The sequence below is a fragment of the Nocardioides sp. SYSU D00065 genome (genome assembly GCF_017916425.1).
Classification (GTDB): Bacteria; Actinomycetota; Actinomycetes; order Propionibacteriales; family Nocardioidaceae; genus Nocardioides.
This window is the reverse complement of the sequence record NZ_JAFMSX010000001.1, coordinates 1,033,552-1,052,637: the sequence shown is the minus strand read 5'-3', so window position 1 is coordinate 1,052,637 and position 19,086 is coordinate 1,033,552. Positions and strand designations below refer to the sequence as shown.

Genomic DNA, 19,086 nt, shown 5'->3' with positions numbered 1-19,086 from the left:
CGGGGCCAAGGGGGTCACGCTCGCGCCCGGGGCGCGCCGTGCGAGGTGTCGCGTCGGGCGTTGCGTCGGGCGTCGCGACCCGTCGCGGTCGGTGTCGAGTCCGCGTGGCGGCTGGGTCGGGACCGCTGCGCGAGGTCCCGGGGGCCGACGACGAGCGCGACGACCGAGGACAGCGAGGCGCGCGCCTCACCCACGACCTCCTCGAGCGCCCGGCGCCGGGTCCGCGACCTGGTGACCACCACCACCCCGAGATCGGCCGCCGCGAGGTGGGCCTCGCCGTCCGCGGTGCCGCGGCCGGGCGCCTCGATCACGACGATGTTGCCCTCGTCCACGAGGGGTTGCAGCACCTCCCGCACCCGGTCCGCGGTCAGCAGCTCCCGGGTCTCCGCGGTCCAGGCGCCGCCGTCGAGCACGCTCAGCAGCGGCTCGACGCTCGGGCGCAGCACGTCGTGGACGTCGAGCCGCTCGTGCAGCAGCAGCTGGGCCAGGCCGCGCTCGTCAACGGCGAGGTCCTCGGCCCCGGGCGCGTGGCCGGGCCGCACCAGCACCACCCGGTGCCCCGCCCTGGTGAACGACCCGGCGAGGGCCTCCGCGGCGCCGGCGTCGCTCGTGTCGGACGTCGTACCGGTGACGGTGATGACGCCGGGGCGGTCGTCGAGGTCGAGGATCGTGGTGCGGAGGCGACGTACGGCTGCGTCGACGGCCTCCCGCCTGCTGTCCGGGCGCCGGCGGTCACGCCACCCGGCCGCGGGGACGGCCGCGACGACCGGGACACCGACGTCCTGGGCCTCCCTCGCGGACCGCACCACGCCACGCGTGCGCTCGAGCACGACGGCGAGCAGCAGGCCCAGAGCGAGTCCCGCCAGGGCGCCTCCCACCGGCCACACGAGCGTGGTCAGGAGCGGCGGTCCGGCCGGCACGGACGCCGGGGCGATGACGGTGCCCGGAGGCGAGGTCAGGTTCTCCAGCGAGGTGCGCTGGGCGCGCAGGTTGACCAGCTCGTTGCGCAGCGCGTCGGCGAGCTCGTTGTTGAAGGCGCGCTGGGCCGGGGTGCCCCTCTGCGCCGCGGACGTCGCTGCGCGCAGGTCCTCGACGGTGCGCACCGTCTGGGTCTCGAGCCGTCCGACGCGCTCGTCCTGGATGCGCTGGAAGCGGGCGTCGCGGTTGTCGAGGTAGGCCGTCGCGACGGCTCCGGCCACCTGCCGGGCGAAGCTCGCGTCGCCGGCTGAGTAGGTGATCTCGAGGATCTGGGTGCTGGGCGGCACGCTCACCTGCAACCGCGAGGCGAGGCCCTCGACCGTGAGGCCGTCGCCGCGCTCGACGACCGCGGCGAGCACCTCGGCGGACCGGACCATCTGCGCCTCGGTCTCCAGGCTGGTGACCTCGTCCTGGCGTACCGACGCGGGGGTCGCAGAGAACGGGTTGCCGACCGATGGGTTGATCAGCACGCGTGTGGTGCTGGTGTACGTCGCAGGCTGCGCGCCCGCGACGTACCACCCGGCGCCCAGGCCCAGGGCCGTGAGGACGGCGACGAGGACGATGTGGTGACGAGCGGCCCGGGCGAGCTTCCCGCCCGGTGCGGCGGCGTGGGTGTCATGCGGCATGTTCGTCCTCCTTGGGGACGGAGTGCTCGTCCCTCGATCGATCTCGTGCGGCGCCGACCAGGCAGCCGATGACCAGTCCGAGAGCGGCTCCCGAGGTCACCGGGACCTCGCTGTTGGCGTAGACCGCCTGCCCGCGATCAGGGGCCGGCTCGATGACCTCCGCAGGCGTGCGCCTGGCGCTCTCGAGCTCGTCCAGCCGCGTGCGCAGCTCGAGGAGCTCGGCGAAGAGGTCGTCGCGGGCGGGGACGACGAGGCGTCGAGCCTGCTGCCGGGCCAGCGCCGCCTCGGTCGCGACGACGTGGAACCGCAGCTGGCGGATCTGCTCGTTGGTGATGGCGCCGAGCGCGGTGCGGCGCACCTCGAGCAGCGCGAGTGCCGCGGCGTCGGCCGCGCGGGCGGCCGCGGCGGCGTCGGTGGCGGTGACGGTGACGTGGAGGATGCTCGTGTTGGGCGAGGCCGTCACCGACATGTGCTCCTCGCTCCGGGCGCCGTCGACGTCCAGCTCCTCGGCGACCGCGGCCAGCACCGCGGGACTGCGCAGCAGCTGCGCGTCGGTGTCGATGCTCACCGGGGGCGGAGCCAGCTCGGAGGTCGCCGCCATGACGTAGAGCGGGACGGGCGTGAGCGCCACCGACGCGGTGGCGGAGTACGTGGTGGACTGGGTCGCCGACAGCGCGAGGCCACCCAGCACGCCGGCCGCCACGGCTGCAGCGATCCGTGCGCGGTGCCTGCGGACGAACCGGGTGTAGTCGGCGACCAGCGGCAGGCCGCCGGTCCGGTTCAGCTCGCCCATGCCGGCGGCCGCCCCAGGAAGTCGGACAGCGCGTCGTCGTGGCTGCGGAAGTGCCGGCGCAGGCGGGCCCGGGTGGAGTCCGACATCGGGGCGCTGGGCCGGCCGTTCCACCTGTCGAAGCGCTCGGGCATGACGATCGGCAGCCCGAGGAAGTCCAAGACGCCGGCGAAGGTCCGCTCCGGGTGCTCGAAGAACGACTCGCTCTCCACGACGTGGATGTGCTCGCGCGGGAAGAGCTCGCCGATCCGGCGCAGCTGCTCGGCGTACTGCCCGCGCCGCACGTAGGCGTGGTGGCGGTGGCTGACGCTCTGGTACAGCGGGTCCTGTGCCATCCGCTCGGCCTGCCCGGCGAGCCGCTCGTCCTCGAGCGCGAGCGCGCGGTCGAAGCTCTCGGACTCGAAGCCGCGGGCGTGCTCGTGCTTGTAGGCCGACCACGCGCGCTCGACCGGGTCGCGCAGCATCGCCAGGATCCGCACGTCGGGCAGGTGCTGGGCCATCCGCTCGGGGGCGCACGGGTGGAACATGTAGTAGCCGCTCGCCTCGAACGTGATCGGCTCCCCGCGCAGCCCCTGGGTGCGGCCCCGCAGCGAGGCCGCGAGCGGGAAGTGGCCCTGGTACCAGTCGAAGCCGCGGTGGTAGTTGACGTCGAAGTAGTTGACGCCCTTGTGGTAGTTCGCCGAGTGCACCAGGGGATGCGACTGCAGCGCGCGGAACAGCGAGGTCGTCCCCGCCCGCTGGGCGCCGACCAGGATGAAGGTGGGGAGCTGACGACGCGAGGCGGTGACCGTCCCCACGCCTACGGAGACCAACCTTCCCGCGTGCTTGACCGGCTGGGGCAGTGCCCGACGAATAGTCATGATTCTCCGTTCCGTGCGTGACCTGGGTGGTGCAGCTGGCGTTCGAGGAGCGAGGCGACCCAGTCGGTGCGCAGCCGGAGCACCGGCGTCGCGCCGTGCCGCAGCGCCTCGAGGTAGCGGGCCGACATCTCGGCGAGGTAGAGCAGCAGGGTGAGCCGGTGCTGGCCGGACGGCACGTCGAGTCGCGCCAGGTGCGCGTCGCACGCGGCGAGGAACGCTCGCTCCTGCTCGCCCGCGGCCCGCTCCTCGGGCCGCACCGACTGCGCGGCGAAGTGGAGCTCGTCGAAGCCGAGCGGGACGTCCGGCTCGTGCCGCTCCCAGTCCCACACCTGCAGGACCCCTTGCGACATGGCCATGTTCCAGTGCCCCCAGTCGCCGTGCCAGCCGCCGAACGTCAGGGCGTCGCCGCCGTGGCGCTGCGCGAGGACCTCGACGCAGTCGAGCAGCCGGTCGGCGCCGTCGAGCTGCGTGAGCCCGAGGGCGCGAGCGACCAGCCGGGTGAAGTAGGCGCTCTGCCCGAGCGTGGTCGTGGTGGGATTGCCGAGGCGGATGACCTCGCCGGCGGCGGCGATGCGGGCCGTACGCGGAACCCGGGGACCGTCGCCGGACGCGAGGGGTGACATGACGAGGACCTCGAGCCCGCCCCAGCTGTCATGGTGCAGCACGCGGGGGGCGCGGAAGCGCTGCGGCTGCGCCGCGGCGAGTGCCGTGAGGGCGGCTGCTTCCCGGCGCACCAGTGCCGAGGTCAGCTCGTTGTGCCCGATCTTGGCGTAGCCCAGCACCGCGCCGTCGGCTCCGAAGAGCTGGAGGACCGGCTTCTGGTTGACCCGCCGGGTCCCCAGCAGCACGCCGACCCGCACCTCGGCGCCCAGGGCCGCGGTGAGGTGCCGCTCGATCGAGTCGGCGTCCGGGTCGTCGCCCTGCACCCGCAGCCGCGGCCACCCCAGGAGCGGGAACGCGCGCGAGCGCACCGTCCGCTCGAGCACCCGGCGGGCGGGCCCGGCCCACCCGGACCGGGAGCCGCCGAGCCGGCGGATCATCACCGAGGACCCGGGCAGGTCGGCGGGCACCAGCAGCCGCGGGTTGGTGTCGCTGGGGAACAGGTAGACGTCTCGGTGGCTCGACCCGGCCGGACGCCGGGCGCGGGTGAGCTGCGGCGTCCCCCAGGGAGCGGGCCACAGCAGCCGGGCGACCTCTGCGGCGTAGGAGCCCGACGGGCTCACCAGTTCGGCGCTCATGACGCCTCCTCGATCGGGTCGTCGGCGCGGGCCATGAGGCCGACGGCCACCATCACGGTGAACATGGCCGAGCCGAGGGAGTCGTAGACGAAGAAGCACAGGACCGCGACCAGCAGCACCGTGCAGCAGGTGACGTCCAGGGGCGCGGGCCCGCGGGCTCGTCGCAGGAACTGGTGGGCGAAGAACGCCAGGCACAGCACCGTGCCGCCGAACCCGGTGGTCAGCACCAGGCGCCACATGAAGCCCTGGGTGCCGAGCGGGGGAGCCGCGCACTGGTGGCACTGGTCGGTCTCGCCGCCCGCCAGGGAGCTGAAGCTCCCCTGCATCGTCCGCGTGGTGCCGTAGCCGACGACCGGGGACCCCTGGGCGGTCACCGACACGACCGTCTCCGCGGTCCCGGCCCGCCGGTCGTTGCTGTGCGGCGTCTCGACCCGCAGCAGCAGGGTGTCGTACAGCGGGGAGGAGACGAACGCGATGCCACCGACGAGCACCGCGGCGACGAGGGCCTGCAGCGCACGCGCCCTCCCGTTGGCGGCCAGCCGGAACGCCGCGTAGACCGCCGCCACCGCCAGCGAGATCCACAGTCCCCGGTTGAGCGAGAACGTGATGGGGAAGACCGCGGCGACCAGGACGAGCGGAGCCACCTTGCGACGCCAGCCGCCGTCGCGCCCCATCCAGGCCAGGACGAAGAACGGCAGGTAGAGCGCGATGTTGTTGCCCCACGCGTTGGAGTAGGGGAACGGCGCGGTGGGCCTGGCCTGCACGTAGCCCAGGAAGTCGCTGGACGAGGACAGGGACGGGTGCACCAGGGTGCGCACGAAGTTCTTCGACGTCAGCTGCTGCGGCAGCACCATCTCGACCGGCGACTCGAACTCCAGCGTGGGGGCGACCATGGCCAGCACCCCGAACCCGGTGGTGACGACGAACATCCACGCGAGCAGGCGCACGATGCGCTGGGAGGACACCTCCCGGGCGGTGTTGACGACGTAGAGCATCACGACGGTGATGGCGACGTACCAGCCGCCCCAGACCACGAAGCCCGCGAGCCGGCCGAGACCGCCTCCGGGGACCGTGCCGGGGGCCTGGGCGTAGGTGACGAAGACGCCGGCGCCCATCCAGATCAGGAACAGCAGCCAGAGCGCGAAACCGCGGGGCACGCGCAGCGCGCCCTGCCGCCGCAGGAGAACGGCCATGGCGGCCGCCGAGAAGAAGAAGATGAGCTGGGCCAGGCCGAGCGCCCACCACAGCGGGAAGCCGAGGTAGAGCACGGCGAGCGGCCAGCCCGGGCGCAGCAGCCGGCGCTCGCGGGTAGGGACGTCGGTCCGGACGGCCGGCGCGGCGAGGCTCAGCGCCATGCGGTCGTCCCCGTCCGCTCGTCCGCCGCGTGCCGGCCGGCGTAGCCGTAGCTGACCAGCTGCGGCCAGGTGACGGCCGTGACGACCCGCCTGGAGGCGGATGGAAGGCTCGAGCGCCAGGCGTCGTCGAGCCGCAGCTCGACGTGGCCGGTGGTGAAGCGGGTGCGGCTGCCGGCGACCCCGTGGCTGGCCGGCAGCTCCACGCTGTGGTCGCCCACGTGGGCCAGCGATCCCGGCGCGGCGGGAAGGCCCACCTCCTCCAGGGCCCGCTCCAGGGTGGGCCGCGGGTCGCTGACCAGGTCCTCGTAGCGCATCCGCGTGGCGTACGGCGCAGCCGCGCACAGCATCGCCGACTCGGCCTGCAGCGCCGACCAGAGCACCGCGAGGCGCTGGGGCGAGTAGGTGCCCATCGACTCGCCGTCGCGTGACTGCGGCTTGACCAGGCCGGGCTTGTTCCACGAGTTGGCGACGCCCCGCGAGTCGCGCACCAGGTTGAGAACGCGCAGGTCGAGCGAAGCGATCCGGCGCAGGGCGAACAGCTGGGCGGTCGACTTGCTCGCGTCGACGACCACCTCGGCGCCGGCGACGTCGGCGATCGCGCGGTACAGCCGGTCGTGGCACTCGAGGTACACGCCGAGCTCGCGGCGCGCGTCGTCACTCATCACGCCCGACACCAGCCGTGGGACGTAGCGCTGTCGCACCACCCGCGGCTGCAGCCGGCTCATCTCGGCGGTCACCTCGGACCAGCCGCCGAACGCCTGCTGTCCGACGGCCTGCCAGAAGTCGCAGGAGGAGAACGGCGTTCCGCACCCGCAGCGCTGGTCCTGCCGGGCGACCCGGGAGAAGACGGCGTTGAGCTCGCCGGCGTTGTGCCATCCCGGCAGCGTGCCGAGGGTCCGTTCGAGCAGGGTGCTACCGGACCTGCCCACGCCTACGATATAGAGGACCTTCATCCCCGTTCCTCCCCGTCGTGCCCCACCCGGCCACCGCCGGGGGTGGCCGAGGTGCCGACGCTAGGTCTCGCTCGTGGGCGTGGGCGGGGCAGTCGTCGGGCATCCCCAATTCGGGGTAGCCAGTCAGGACCGACGTGCGAACAGGGGGCTCGCGATCGTGTGGACCAGCAGGTGGCGCCGGGCAGCGCTCTGGTCGGCCGCGTTAGCGATGCTCGCGGCGGGCGCCTGCGCTGCGCCCGAGCCCGCGCCGCCGGACGAGGGGCTCACCGACCCGCCGTCGAGCGGAGGCGCCGATCTCGACGTGTCGGGCGCCGAGCTGTGGCTGTCGTTCGACGACGCCCAGGTCGGCTTCGACGGCTCGCCGGAGTACGCCGACGCCCAGGAGGGGCCGTTCGCCGGCCGGGTCCTCACCGCCAACGGCGGCACGGCGCGGCCCGTCGCCGGAGCTCCGGGGCGCGGTCGCGCCCTCGCCTTCCCCGAGCGGTGCACCGACGACTCGGGGTGCCCCCGGGCGCTCGTGGAGGTACCGGCCGACCCGGCCCTCGAGCCGGGCGCCGCGCCGTTCGCCTACGGGGCCAGCGTGCTGCTGGAGAGGGACCAGACCGCCATCGGCTCCAACATCGTGCAGAGCGGCCGCTTCGGCTCGGCGGGCGGTCAGTGGAAGCTGCAGGTCGACGGCGCGGACGGCCGGCCCAGCTGCGTCATCCGTTCGGGCGACGAGGTCCTCAGCGTCCGCTCCGAGACGGGGGTCGCCGACGGCGACTGGCACCGCATCGTGTGCCGCCGCGACGGTCGCGGCATCAGCATCGACGTGGACGGGTCGGTCGAGCGCCGAGCCGGCCCGAGCGGACCGCTGGAGACGGGCCTGCCGGTCCGCATCGGCAGCCCGGGCACCGGGGACCACGACGACCAGTTCCACGGCATCGTCGACGACGTCGTGGTCGACATCGACCCGGAGGACTGAGGTCAGGCGGGCCGGGCCACCCACGCGGAGGCCAGCTGCTCGGCGAACGCCGACTCCATCGGCTCGGTCAGCTCCCACGAGCCCTCCGGCCCGCTCGTGCGCGAGTTGTAGTACGACAGCGACACGACGCCGTGCGTACGGGCGTAGTCGGCGGCGTCGCGGATCCACTGCGCGGCGATGCCGGGGTTGGCCGGGTCGTCGCGACAGCCGTGCTCGCCGATCACGATCGGCTTGTCGCCCAGCCAGGGCAGGACCTCGTCCATCTTGCTGCCGAAGCTGCGCCACTCCTTGCCGTTGAGCGGCGACCACGGGTTGTAGACGTCGAACCCGGCGACGGGAGCCTCCTCGACCAGCCAGGCCCCCGGGTCGACGTCGTGCCGAGCGGGGTCGAACGTCCAGTGCTGGAGCACCGGGGCGACGACCACCGACGGTGCCAGGTCGGCCGCGAGGCCGAGCGCGCGCCGCTGCATGCCCACGAAGTCCGCCGGCTGCATGCCCGGAGGGCCGGCGTCGTTCTCCGGCTCGTGGTGCAGCGTGAAGATGACGGGTCCCGCGAGCTCGCCGAGGGGGGCGAGCATGCTGGCCAGCCACGAGTCGCGCCGACCGGCGGCCACGTCGGACCACGTCCCGTGCGGCTTGATCGAGACGTGCGGCATCCGGCCGTGCGCGAGGTCGTCGCGGCAGCGCGCCACCAGCTGGGACACCTCGTTGTCGTCGGGGGTGAAGTAGGAGCGGTTGAGCCCGAGCCTCGTGCCCAGGTCGGACTCCCAGTCCGACAGGGACCGGTGGTAGGGCACCGAGGCGCCGTAGTAGAGCGTCCCGGGTGCCGGCTGCCCCGGGAAGAGGTCCGGTCGAGGCACCCGCGCGGTCGTCGCGGTCGGGTCCGCAGGTGCCGTCACGGTCCCGGAGCTGCCCGGCTCTGCGTCGTGGCACGACGTCGTCGCCGCGGACAGCGCCACGCAGGCGCCCGCGCCCAGCAGCTGACGTCGCCCGATGCGCATGTCTCGACAGTAGGTACACCGCGCCCCCTGCGGGAGTGCGCTGCGCGTGGGCCTGTCTGCATACCCCCAAAATGGAGGATTCCCCCCGGCTGCCGGCGGGCCTCCTGCGCGGGGTGCCACAGCCTGTGCCCATGGCGCGAGACGACGGACGTGCGGGACCCGTTCTGCTGGTGAGCTCCCAGGGAGGGCACCTGGCGCACCTGCTCGCGCTGCGGCCCTGGTGGGAGGGCCGGGAGCGGCTGTGGGTGTGCCCGGGGACGCCGGACGTGGCGGACCGGCTCGACGGCGAGCGGGTGACGAGCTCGCACCACCCGACGACGCGCAACGTGCCGAACCTCCTGCGCAACACCGTCCTCGCCCTGCGTCTGCTGCGCCGTGAGCGCCCCGCCCTCGTGGTCAGCGCCGGCGCCGGGGTGGCGGTCCCCTTCTTCGTCCTCGCCTGGCTCCTGCGCATCCCGACGGTCTTCATCGAGGTCTACGACCGGGTGGACTCACCCACGATGACCGGACGGCTGTGCGGCCCCTTCACCACGCGGCGGCTGGTGCAGTGGCCCAGCCAGCTGGAGTTCTACCCGGACGCCCACCTCGTCGGGCCGCTGCTGTGAGCGCCGTCGTCCTCGCCCTCGCCGGCACGGACCACCACCCCTTCGACCGGCTCGTGGAGTGGATGGACGTGGCCGCGACGCGCCGCGCCGACGTGCGCTTCGTCGTGCAGCACGGCTCCGCCCCGCCGCCCCGCGTCGCCGAGGGGCACGCCTTCCTCGCCCACGACGTCATGGTCGGGCTCATCCAGCAGTCGTCCGTCGTGGTCTGTCACGGTGGTCCCGGCACCATCATGGACGCGCGCGAGGCCGGCCGTGTGCCGCTCTGCATGCCGCGCGACCCGCGCCTCGGGGAGCACGTCGACGACCACCAGCAACGGTTCGTCGCGGTGGTCGGGGCCGTCGGCCTGGTCCGCCCGATCGGGACGCTCGAGGGCCTGCTTGCCGAGCTCGACGGAGGGCTCGCGGGCGGGCTGCACGAGGGCGAGCCCGCCGCGATCGACGGGACCCGCCAGGCGGCCCGCGCGCGAGCCGCCGCGGAGCTCGACCACCTCATGTCCGTACGCATCCCGCGGCCGCGTCGGCACCGCCCCACGCAGCTGTCCGGGCCCATGTGAGCGCCGACGGCGACGAGGGGGAGAGCTGATGGGGGTCTGCGTCGTCTATCTCGGGGGCTTCGGCCGGTCGGGGTCCACGCTGGTCGAGCGGGTGCTGGGGTCGGTGCCCGGCTGGGTGAACGTCGGAGAGCTGGTCGACCTCGCCCGCTCGGTCGCGCCGCGCGACGAGCTGTGCGGCTGCGGACGCTCCTTCTCGAGCTGCCCGCTGTGGAACGAAGTGGGCCGGCTCGCCTTCGGCGGCTGGTCGGAGGAGGTGCTGGCCCGCATCCGGTCCTCGCACCACGCATCCGCGCGCCAGCGCCACCTGCCCGGCCTGCTGCGCCCGCGAGGAGAGCCCTCCGCCGCCCTCGCCTCCCTGCGCGCGGACTACAGCGCCATCTACCGTGCCGTCGCGGAGGTGACCGGCGCCCGCGTCGTGGTGGACGCGTCCAAGGGCCCGGCCCTCGGGCAGGCCCTGGCCGGCGCTCCCGGCGTCGACCTGAGGGTGCTCAACGTCGTGCGCGATCCCCGCGCCGTCGCCTGGTCGTGGCAGCGCGAGGTGCTCCGTCCCCACGACGTCTCGGGCACGGACACCATGTGGCGCATCCCGGCGCGGCGGTCGGCGGCCCAGTGGAGCGCCCTCCAGCTCGAGATGGAGCTGGTGGCGCGCGCAGGCGTGCCCAGCGCGCGGCTGCGCTACGAGGACTTCGTGGCCGACCCGGTGGGCTCCGTGGTGGCCGCGTCGACCGCGCTCGGGCTACCGGTGGTGGCCGACGAGCTGCCCGGCACGGACGACGGCGGGCTCGTCCTCGAGCCCAGTCACGGGCTGTCCGGGAACCCGTCGCGGTTCCGGTCCGGCACGGTGCGGCTGCGCCGGGACGACTCCTGGACCACCGACATGCCGGCAGCGGCGCGCGCCGTCGTGACGGGCCTGACCCTGCCCCTGCTGGCCCGCTACGGCTACGCGGGCGCTCGCGCCCCGCGGCCGCCCCAGCAGCGCACGCACGCCGACGTACGGCACGGACTCGACGAGAGGATCGCGAAGTGACGACACAGCAACCACGAGCGGCGGCGGGGCGGGAAGGCCCGCTGGTGAGCGTCGTCATCCCGACGCACGGGCGACCCGACCTGCTCCGCGAGACGCTGGCCACGATCCTCGACCAGGACTACGCCGGCCCGATGGAGGTGCTCGTGGTGCACGACGGGGAGCCGGCCGACCAGGACCTGGAGGCGCTCTCGTGCCCCGGCCGCCTCGTGCGCACGACGACGAATCTGCGCACCCGTGGGCTGTGCGGCGCCCGCAACACCGGCGTGCTCGCCTCCCGGGGCGACCTCGTGGCCAGCTGCGACGACGACGACCTGTGGCACCCGACGAAGGTGCGCAAGCAGGTGCAGCGCCTCGAGGAGGACCCGTCGCTGGTCGTCGTCGGCACCGGCATCCGGCTGCTGATGGGATCGCAGGCCGACGTGGAGTGGGTGGCCACCCAGGGCGTCGTCACGCACGAGCGGCTGTTGCACAACCGCGTCAAGGAGCTGCACAGCTCCAACCTCATGATGCGCCGCTCGGCCTTCGACCTCGCCGGCCTCTACGACGAGCAGCTGCCGCACGGCTACGGCGAGGACTACGACTGGCTGCTGCGGGCGAGCCTCGTCGGGCGGGTCGGCGTCGTCCAGGAGACCCTCGCCGACATCCGCAAGGACGTCCCGTCCTGGTTCCGTGACCGCTGGCTCAACACCGCGACGGCGCTGGAGTACCTGCTGGACAAGCACCCGGACTTCGGCTCGCACCGGCGCGGGCACGCGCGCATCCTCGGACAGATCGCCTACGCCCGCGCGGCCGCCGGCGAGCGACGGGTCGCTGCCCGCCTGGCCGGCCGGGCGCTGCGCCGCCACCCCGCGGTGCCGTACGCCTGGCTCGCCCTCGCCGTCGCCGGACCCGGCACGGACCACCAGCGCCTGCTCACCATGGCGCGTCGCTTCGGAAGGGGACTGTCATGAGCCGTCTGCCCAACTTCCTCTACGTCGGCCCGGACAAGGCCGGGTCGTCGTGGCTGCACGAGACGCTGATCAAGCACCCGGACTGCTACCTCACGCCCTCGAAGGACCTCTACTTCTTCGACCGCTACCACGACCGCGGCCTGGACTGGTACGCCGCGCAGTTCAAGGACGCGCGGGAGGAGAAGGTCGTCGGTGAGGTCTGTCAGGACTACCTGTTCCACCCCGAGGCGGCGCAGCGCATCCACGACGCGCTCGGCGACATCAAGATCATGGTCTCGCTGCGCGACCCGGTGGACCGCGCCTGGTCGTCGTACCTCTACATGCGCAAGCACGGCATCGGGCCCGACACCTTCGCCGAGGCGCTGCGCAGCTGTCCCGAGCTGCTGGAGCACGGGCGCTACGCGACCGGGCTGGACCGCTTCCTGCAGCACTTCTCCCGAGACAACGTCCACGTCGCCCTCTTCGACGACCTCGAGGCCGACCCGCAGGCGTTCCTCGACGGCGTCACGGACACGCTCGGGATCGCCCGGCTCCCGCTCGCGCCCAAGGACCTCGAGGCCAAGCTCCCGGCGGCGAGGGCGCGGTCGGTGCGGGTGGCCGCGACCGTGCGACGCGGCGCCGACTGGGTGCGCGAGCACGACGGCGCCCGGCTGGTCGGGGCGGTCAAGCGCTCGCCGCTGGTGCATCGCGCCCTCTACCGCCCGATCGACCGCGCCGCGGTGCGGCCCGGGGCCAGCGACGTGATGTTCGTGCGCCGGGCACTGGCCTCGGAGGTCGAGGCTCTCGAGAGCACCTTCGGGTTCAGGCTGCGGGAGTCCTGGGGCTGGTAGCGCCAGGCGTCGTCCCTCCGTCGTCCCCCGGCCGTCATCGGCGCGGCGGTATGGATCGGGCGCCGGGACGTGACCTTCGTGCGCCGGGCACTGGCCTCGCAAGTCAGGCGCTCGGCGGCCCCTTGGAGTTTCGAGCTGCGGCCGTCTCAGGGTGGGTGGCTCCACACGTCGTCCCCGACGTCCCTGCATCCGGCCGTGGTCCTGCCCCGGCTTGGGCACGGCTGCGCCGGTGGGATCCAGGCGGCGGCGGCCGAGGAGTGCAGTGGCTCCTGACCAGGCGCTACGGGCGACGGTATTCGGCCACCGCGTCGTCCGTGCGTGCTCGAGGCTCCGCCGTCAATGGAGCGGCGGGGGTAGAGCTGCGTCCAGGACCACCGTGCGCCCGGCACTGGCCTCGGAGAGCCGGCGCTCGGGACACCTTGGCCGTCCAGCTGCGGTGGTTTGAGGGCTGGTAGCGCCACACGTCGTCCCCGACGTGCCTGCAGCCGGCCGGCGGTCCTGCCCCGGCTTGGGCAGGCCTGCGCCAGTGGGATCAGGCGTGGCGGACCGAGGAGGGCAGGCGCCTGCACTGCGGGCGACGGCGTTTGGGCCACCGCGTCGTCCGCACGTGCTCGAGGCTCCGCCGTCAAGGGAGCGGCGGGGGTAGAGCTGCGTCCAGGACCACCGTGCGCCCGGCACTGGCCTCGGAGAGCCGGCGCTCGCGAACACTTGGCCGTCCAGCTGCGGTGGTTTGAGGGCTGGTAGCGCCACACGTCGTCCCCGACGTCCCTGCACCCGGCCGGTGGTCCTGCCCAGGCTTGGGGCACGGCTGCGCCAGTGCGATGCAGGCGGCGGCGGACCGAGGAGGGGAGGCGCCTGACGGGTCACTACGGGCGACGGTGTTCCGGCCACCGCGGCATCCGTGCGTGCTCGTACCCCCGCCGTCATCGGAGCGGCGGGGTGTGGGGCGGGGTCATTGTCGGCGTGGCAGCGGGACCGGTGGTGGGTCGTCGAGTGCGGTGGTGCCGGACGGATCTCGTCTGAACCGGTGGCCGTGGGGGCTGGTCCACTCCAACGCATCTGGTCCGGTGATGCTGTACCGCCAGGCGGAGTGAGTCTTCAATCGGTGGTGGCGCCGACACAACGCGGCGAGATTCGACGTGGTGGTCGGTCCGGGCTGCGGCCGGCCGCCTGCGTGCGCGTCCGGGTCGTAGGGGATGACGTGGTCGATGTCGCAGCCACGGGCGGGCCGGCTGCACCAGGGGAAGACGCACGTCCGGTCGCGGAGGACGACCTGCTCGCGGATGCGGTCGGGGATGTCGTAGCCCGGCGAGGTGAGCTCGGCGGTGAGGTCGATGACCGGCTTGATGGTGACCTTGGTGCGCGTGTCGGCGCACCACCCCTTGACCTGGTCGAGCAGCAGGAGCCGCTGGCCTTCCTCCATGCGACCCGTGGGCCCGAACACCGTCTGGTCGCCGCAAGCCGTGGCGTCGAAGTGGGCGTGGAGGACGACCTCCCGCGCGACGGGGAGCCCGTCAGCTGCCCGCGCCTCGGCATTGCCTTGGGTGTGGAGGTCGAGGGCGGTCTGGGTGCGGGCCAGGTCGCCGAGCGCTTTGGCGCGCCGGGCGTCCAGCGTTTCAGCGGAGCCGAGCGCGGCCAGCGTCGCGGCGCCATGCGCGAGCGCCCGGTCGAGGTCGAGGGCGTCGGCGAGATCGAGCTCGGCCTCGAGGCGCATGGTCCCGGCGTAGTGCACGTCCTGCGTGTCGATCGTGGCGTGGCGCGGGTCCACGGACAGGTAGCCGTCCTCCGGATCCCCAGCGGGATCGGGCGCGGCCAGGTCGAACCGCTTGATCGTCTCAGCGACCAGCCTGTCCAGCTGCGCCGGCCCCACCCGCCCGGCGACCGCGGCGACCTGGGAGTCGACCCAGCCCGCTGCCTCGGGGGTGAGCGCGGGTGTGGCGTGGATCGTGGCCTCGGCGACCGACCGCGCCCGCCACGCCGGCACGGCACCTGACTGGACCTGCGCCCACAGCCGCGGCAGCCGGTGCCGCAGCTCGAGCGCGTGCCCGATGAGCCGCTTCGCCGACGTCGTCGAGATCCCGAGGACGGCGCCGAGCTCGGCGACGCAGAACTCCGCCACCAACGGCGCACCCTCGCCGGCGATGGGCTCCTCGTGATCACATCCGGGCACGGTGAACGAGGCGGCGGAGTGGATGGACTCCGGTGGGTGCAGGTCGGCCCATCGTGCGGCGAGGTCGAGTTGGTCGGCGGCGGCGCGGTGCTCTGTGGCCTTCCGCTCCTTGATCGCAGCCAGCAGCGCGGTGGCGGAGAGGTCCTCGACCCCTGCGCCTCGCGGTCCTGCCAGCGTCTCGATCATGTGTTCGATTATATCGTATTCGACTGACGGTGGCCATGGCTCGGGGCGCATCCGGTGGAGATCGCGGAAGCAAGTGTGGCGCCCGTGTGGCGGGATCCCGTCCTCGGCCCCAGCCCGCCGGCCCCAGGCCCGCCGCGTCCTTCTCCGCCACCGCCTCCAGCGCCGTGTCAGTCGTCCTCGGCGACTCCCTCCGAGATGGCCCGCCCGCTTGAGCCGAGCAGGGCGGACGCCGGCACCGCCCTCCGACGACGCGCGCTCAGTACGCGCCGCGGTGGCCGAGGACGGCCCGGACGGTGCGGACCAGGATCTTCACGTCCAGGGCCAGCGACCAGTTGTCGACGTACTTGAGGTCCAGCCGGACCGACTCCGCCCAGGTCAGGTCCGAGCGACCGGAGACCTGCCACAGGCCGGTCACGCCGGGCTTGACGACCAGGCGCCGCCGCGGGTCGATGTCGTACTGGGCGACCTCGCTCGGCAGCGCCGGCCGGGGTCCGACCAGCGACATGTCGCCACGCACCACGTTCCACAGCTGGGGCAGCTCGTCGAGGGAGTAGCGGCGCAGCATCCGTCCGAGCGGCGTGATGCGGGGATCCTGCTGGATCTTGAACAGCACGCCGTCCTTCTCGTTCACGGCGGTGAGGGCGGATCGCACGTGCTCGGCCTCGACGCACATCGAGCGCAGCTTGAGCATCGTGAAGGCCACGCCGTTGCGGCCGATGCGCTCCTGGCGGAACAGGGCGGGCCCGGGCGTCTCCAGCCGGATGGCCAGGCACAGCGCCGCCAGCAGCGGCAGCGCGAGGAGCCAGGCGACCAGGGCGAGCGAGCGCTCGACGACGTCCTTGAGGAGACGCCGGGGCCCGTCCAGGACGGGCGGGGTGACGTGCAGGATGTCGATGCCGGCGGCGGACACGACTCGCGTGCGCTGCGGCTCGACGTCCAGCAGGCCCGTGCCAAGGTACAGCTCGGCGCCGACGCCGGCCAGTGCCCAGTGCAGGCGGCGCACCTCGTGGTGGGTCAGGCGCGCGCCGGGGAGCACCACCAGCGCGTCGGCCTGGTGGCGGTGCGCCACGGTGGAGGAGTCCGCGAAGCCGACGTACGTCGGCAGGTCGCCGAGAGGCACCTTCGAGGGGCGGGTCAAGCATGCGGCGACGATCTCCGGGCTGCCGGAGGAGCGCAGCTCCGCCATCGCCTCCCGGACGTCGCGCGGGCGCCCGGCCAGCACGAGTCGGAGGCGGCGCCGTCGCGCGCCGACGACCGGGGGGACGGAGCTGGCGAGGCTCATGATGGCGACCAGCGCGGCCAGCGCGGTCAGGTCGACCGTGAAGAACAGGGGCGACACCGCCAGTGCCAGCACCGCCGCACGCACGCCGGTGCCCAGGACGATGCCCAACCGGGCGCCGGCAGTCCCGCCGAGACCTGGGTACCGGTAGTGCCCGGCCGCCAGCAGCAGCAGCGGCCAGGACGCGGCGGAGAGAGCCGCCACCGGCGCCGGGACGACTCCCATGGCCGCCGCGGCGCCTGCGAGGGCGAGCGCGAGCAGGGTGTCGACGCCGATGGCCGATCGAGTCGTGCGTCGCCCGGACGAGACCCGGGTCGCGAACTCGACCACGGCCGGCGGGGGAGCGACCGGCGACAGGGCCGTCGTCGACGGCTCGGCGGGCTCCGCGCCCCGCGGGCGGGGGACCGGTGTCGTCGTCAGCTCGGCCTCGGACGCGACGGCCCTGATCGGCGTGTACGTCATGCTCTGCCCCCCACCCCGTTGCTGCCCACCGGATGCCCTCTGCCCCGGTGGTGCGAGCCTAGGAACGCTGGTCGGTCACGGCATGCCGCAAATGAGCGAAAGCCGTGCAGACGCCCGGGACACGCCACCGACGGGCCGGCCCGGAGATACCCATTCGGTGGGATGGGCGGCGCGGGCGCCAGAACCTAGTCTTGCGGCGGGTGCACCACGCTGGGTGGCACGCCGTCCCACCTCGAGCGCCGTGACGGCTGCCGAGGACGATGAGATCCCCACGACTCGTCGTTCCGACCCGGCGGACCAGCAGCGGCGGTCGAGGATCCCCCACCTCGGCCGCCGCCTCGGTGTGCCGCCCGTGCGTGGTGGCGCGTGCGTTGCAGCGCGTGCGTTGCGGTGCGGCAGGGACCTCAGCCGCGCTGCCCCGGAACGGCGACGCGGCGGTGCTCCCGCCGCGGTCCCGGGACGGGCGGCGGGGCACCGAAGAAGCTGTCGTGCCACATCTCGAGGCTCAACAGGGTCCACAGCCGGAGGGCCTGTCGTCCTCCGAGCTCGTGCCGGTCGAGCACGTCGTGGACCGCGCGCGGGTCGAACGTCTGGCCGATCCACGACCCCTCGGCCGTCAGCCGCTCGCGCGCCACGTCCCGCAGCCCGTCGCGGAACCAGGAGCGGAGCGGAACCCGGGGCTCCGCGCCGGCGCGGTCCAGGACCGCGTCGGGCAGGAACGGCCGGGCGGCCTCACGCAGCACCCAGTGGTCGATGCCGCCGCGCCACTTGACCGACGCCGGCAGCCTGGAGGCCAGCTCGACCAGGCGGTGGTCCAGCAGGCACGGACGCGTCCCGACGGAGGCGGCTGCGGCCATGCGGTCCTCGCGCTCGAGGACGTCGTCGGACAGCCGGTGCCGCAGGTCCTCGCGCAGCATCCGGTCGACGGGGTCCACGCCGAGGGCCGGCGACGACCGCCGCTCGGCGGGCGGGGGCGATCCGAGCAGCCGCTCGCGCTCGGCGGGGGTGAACGTCCCGCACAGGTGACGTTCGACGGTCCCCGCGACGCGCGAGCGCAACCCGGTCGTCCGCTGGGTGGACTGGTCGACGATCCGAGCCAGCAGGTGGCTGCCGTGTCCCCCGAACAGGGCCTCGCTGCCCTCTCCGGTGAGCAGCACGTCGACGTGCTCACGGGCGGCGCGGGCGAGCACGAAGGTCGCGACGTCGCCCGGGTCCGACAGGGGGGCTTCGCGGGCCCAGGTGAGCCGGCCCCAGAGAGCGTCGAGGCCAGCCGCGTCGAGCCTGACCTCGTGGTGCAGGGTGCCCAACATGGCGCTGGTGCGCGCCTCCCGGGACTGCGTGCCGCGGTGGCGGTCGCCGAGGTCGACGGAGAACGTGTGCAGCGGCTCGTCGCCGCGCTGCTGCTGGGCGTGGGCGGCGACCAGGCTGCCGGCGAGGCCGGACAGGTGTACGCCGACCCGGGTGCCCGGCGTACCGGCGCGCAGCGCGGCCTCGACCGCCGCCCGCACGCCGTCGCCGACCGCCTCGATGGCGTCCGCGGCGCTCCACGTGCCGTCCGGGTCGCACTCGGGCGGAGCCCAGTAGCGGACCTCCTCGACATGGCCGCCGGCGGTGACGGTGACCCGGTGCGCGGGTCGCACCTTCTTCACGCCCTCGAACAGCGTGTCGGGTGCGGGCACCGACCGGGTGGCGAGGTAGGCGTCGAGGCTGCGGCGGTCCACCTGCGGGGCCGGGCCGACGTCCAGCAGCGCCTTCACCTCGGAGGCGAACGCGACGCCACCGGGGACCTGGCGGTAGTGCAGGGGCACGACGCCGAGCCGGTCACGCACCAGGTGGGTGGTGCCGGTCCGCAGGTCGTGCGCCACGAAGGCGAACTGCCCGAGCAGCCGTTCGGCGAAGCTGATGCCCTCGACGGCCAGACCGGCCGCGACCACCTCGTCGTCGTCGCAGTCGGACGGTCGGTCGAGGTAGTGGCGCAGGCTGTCGCGGTTGAGGACCACCCCGTCCAGGACGAGCACCCATCGCCCGTCGGCGGAGTGCACGGGTCGCTCGGGAGGCGCGTGGTGCGACGCCGACAGCCCGGTGTGGACGAGGCCGATGTCGGAGCCCACCCACACCGAGGTCCGGTCCGGCCCGCGGTGGTGCAGGTGCCCGGCCATCCGGTGCAGCCCCTCGGTCGCCACCCCCGGACCGGCGCCGGCTTCAGCACCTGCCCCCGCCCCGAAGGCACGCACGCCCCCGATGCCGCTCATCCGGTC

At 73.9% G+C, this 19,086-nt stretch carries 16 protein-coding genes; 6 read left to right on the top strand and 10 right to left on the bottom strand.

Going from position 1 to position 19,086, the window contains the following annotated elements; genetic code table 11:
• Nucleotides 1-14: 14 nt before the first annotated feature.
• From J3P41_RS05030 to J3P41_RS05005, 6 genes are read right to left on the bottom strand one after another with little or no spacing between them, the layout of a single operon-like run.
• On the bottom strand, nucleotides 15-1,604 hold the full coding sequence (locus J3P41_RS05030) for a Wzz/FepE/Etk N-terminal domain-containing protein (RefSeq protein WP_210649107.1): 1,590 nt from the start codon (nucleotides 1,602-1,604) through the stop codon (nucleotides 15-17).
• Nucleotides 1,594-2,397, bottom strand: a complete 804-nt coding sequence (locus J3P41_RS05025) for a hypothetical protein (protein ID WP_210649106.1) — start codon at nucleotides 2,395-2,397, stop codon at nucleotides 1,594-1,596. The genes J3P41_RS05030 and J3P41_RS05025 overlap by 11 nt, the downstream gene beginning before the upstream one ends.
• Nucleotides 2,385-3,191, bottom strand: coding sequence for a sulfotransferase (locus tag J3P41_RS05020; RefSeq protein WP_307861832.1), 807 nt, complete (start codon nucleotides 3,189-3,191; stop codon nucleotides 2,385-2,387). Before J3P41_RS05020 ends, J3P41_RS05025 begins: the two co-directional genes overlap by 13 nt.
• 59 nt (nucleotides 3,192-3,250) lie before the next feature.
• Nucleotides 3,251-4,492, bottom strand: a complete 1,242-nt coding sequence (locus J3P41_RS05015; RefSeq protein ID WP_210649104.1) for a hypothetical protein — start codon at nucleotides 4,490-4,492, stop codon at nucleotides 3,251-3,253.
• Complete coding sequence (locus J3P41_RS05010; protein WP_210649103.1) at nucleotides 4,489-5,847, bottom strand: hypothetical protein; 1,359 nt, start codon at nucleotides 5,845-5,847, stop codon at nucleotides 4,489-4,491. The genes J3P41_RS05015 and J3P41_RS05010 overlap by 4 nt, the downstream gene beginning before the upstream one ends.
• The gene (locus J3P41_RS05005; RefSeq protein WP_210649102.1) at nucleotides 5,838-6,776 is read right to left on the bottom strand and encodes a sulfotransferase; all 939 of its coding nucleotides are present in this window, start codon (nucleotides 6,774-6,776) and stop codon (nucleotides 5,838-5,840) included. The genes J3P41_RS05010 and J3P41_RS05005 overlap by 10 nt, the downstream gene beginning before the upstream one ends.
• Nucleotides 6,777-6,957: 181 nt before the next feature.
• On the opposite strand from J3P41_RS05005, the gene J3P41_RS05000 reads away from it, so the two are divergent.
• The gene (locus tag J3P41_RS05000) at nucleotides 6,958-7,764 is read left to right on the top strand and encodes a LamG-like jellyroll fold domain-containing protein (protein WP_210649101.1); all 807 of its coding nucleotides are present in this window, start codon (nucleotides 6,958-6,960) and stop codon (nucleotides 7,762-7,764) included.
• Between the two features lie 2 nt (nucleotides 7,765-7,766).
• On the opposite strand, the gene J3P41_RS04995 is transcribed toward J3P41_RS05000, so the two are convergent.
• Entirely contained in the window at nucleotides 7,767-8,765 is a 999-nt protein-coding gene (locus J3P41_RS04995; RefSeq protein WP_210649100.1) for a hypothetical protein, read from the bottom strand.
• Nucleotides 8,766-8,896: 131 nt separating this feature from the next.
• Here J3P41_RS04995 and J3P41_RS04990 point away from each other — a divergent pair, with 131 nt between their 5' ends.
• The 5 genes from J3P41_RS04990 to J3P41_RS04970 are packed head-to-tail and all read left to right on the top strand — an operon-like array spanning nucleotide 8,897 to nucleotide 12,731.
• On the top strand, nucleotides 8,897-9,370 hold the full coding sequence (locus J3P41_RS04990) for a UDP-N-acetylglucosamine--LPS N-acetylglucosamine transferase (RefSeq protein ID WP_210649099.1): 474 nt from the start codon (nucleotides 8,897-8,899) through the stop codon (nucleotides 9,368-9,370).
• Nucleotides 9,367-9,924 (top strand): glycosyltransferase, encoded by a 558-nt coding sequence (locus J3P41_RS04985; RefSeq protein WP_210649098.1) that lies wholly within the window; start codon nucleotides 9,367-9,369, stop codon nucleotides 9,922-9,924. Before J3P41_RS04990 ends, J3P41_RS04985 begins: the two co-directional genes overlap by 4 nt.
• Nucleotides 9,925-9,952: 28 nt before the next feature.
• The gene (locus tag J3P41_RS04980; protein WP_210649097.1) at nucleotides 9,953-10,951 is read left to right on the top strand and encodes a sulfotransferase; all 999 of its coding nucleotides are present in this window, start codon (nucleotides 9,953-9,955) and stop codon (nucleotides 10,949-10,951) included.
• A gap of 44 nt (nucleotides 10,952-10,995) precedes the next feature.
• Nucleotides 10,996-11,901, top strand: a complete 906-nt coding sequence (locus J3P41_RS04975; RefSeq protein ID WP_210649096.1) for a glycosyltransferase — start codon at nucleotides 10,996-10,998, stop codon at nucleotides 11,899-11,901.
• Entirely contained in the window at nucleotides 11,898-12,731 is an 834-nt protein-coding gene (locus J3P41_RS04970) for a sulfotransferase (protein WP_210649095.1), read from the top strand. Before J3P41_RS04975 ends, J3P41_RS04970 begins: the two co-directional genes overlap by 4 nt.
• Before the next feature lie 952 nt (nucleotides 12,732-13,683).
• Here the strand turns inward: J3P41_RS04970 and J3P41_RS04965 are convergent.
• The 3 genes from J3P41_RS04965 to J3P41_RS04955 all read right to left on the bottom strand — a co-directional run bounded on the left by J3P41_RS04965 (nucleotide 13,684) and on the right by J3P41_RS04955 (nucleotide 19,080).
• On the bottom strand, nucleotides 13,684-15,087 hold the full coding sequence (locus J3P41_RS04965; RefSeq protein WP_210649094.1) for an HNH endonuclease signature motif containing protein: 1,404 nt from the start codon (nucleotides 15,085-15,087) through the stop codon (nucleotides 13,684-13,686).
• A gap of 256 nt (nucleotides 15,088-15,343) precedes the next feature.
• The gene (locus J3P41_RS04960; RefSeq protein ID WP_210649093.1) at nucleotides 15,344-16,828 is read right to left on the bottom strand and encodes an exopolysaccharide biosynthesis polyprenyl glycosylphosphotransferase; all 1,485 of its coding nucleotides are present in this window, start codon (nucleotides 16,826-16,828) and stop codon (nucleotides 15,344-15,346) included.
• 404 nt (nucleotides 16,829-17,232) lie between these two features.
• A complete protein-coding gene (locus J3P41_RS04955) occupies nucleotides 17,233-19,080 on the bottom strand; it encodes an asparagine synthetase B (RefSeq protein WP_210649092.1) in 1,848 nt (615 codons plus the stop codon).
• Between the last annotated feature and the right edge of the window lie 6 nt (nucleotides 19,081-19,086).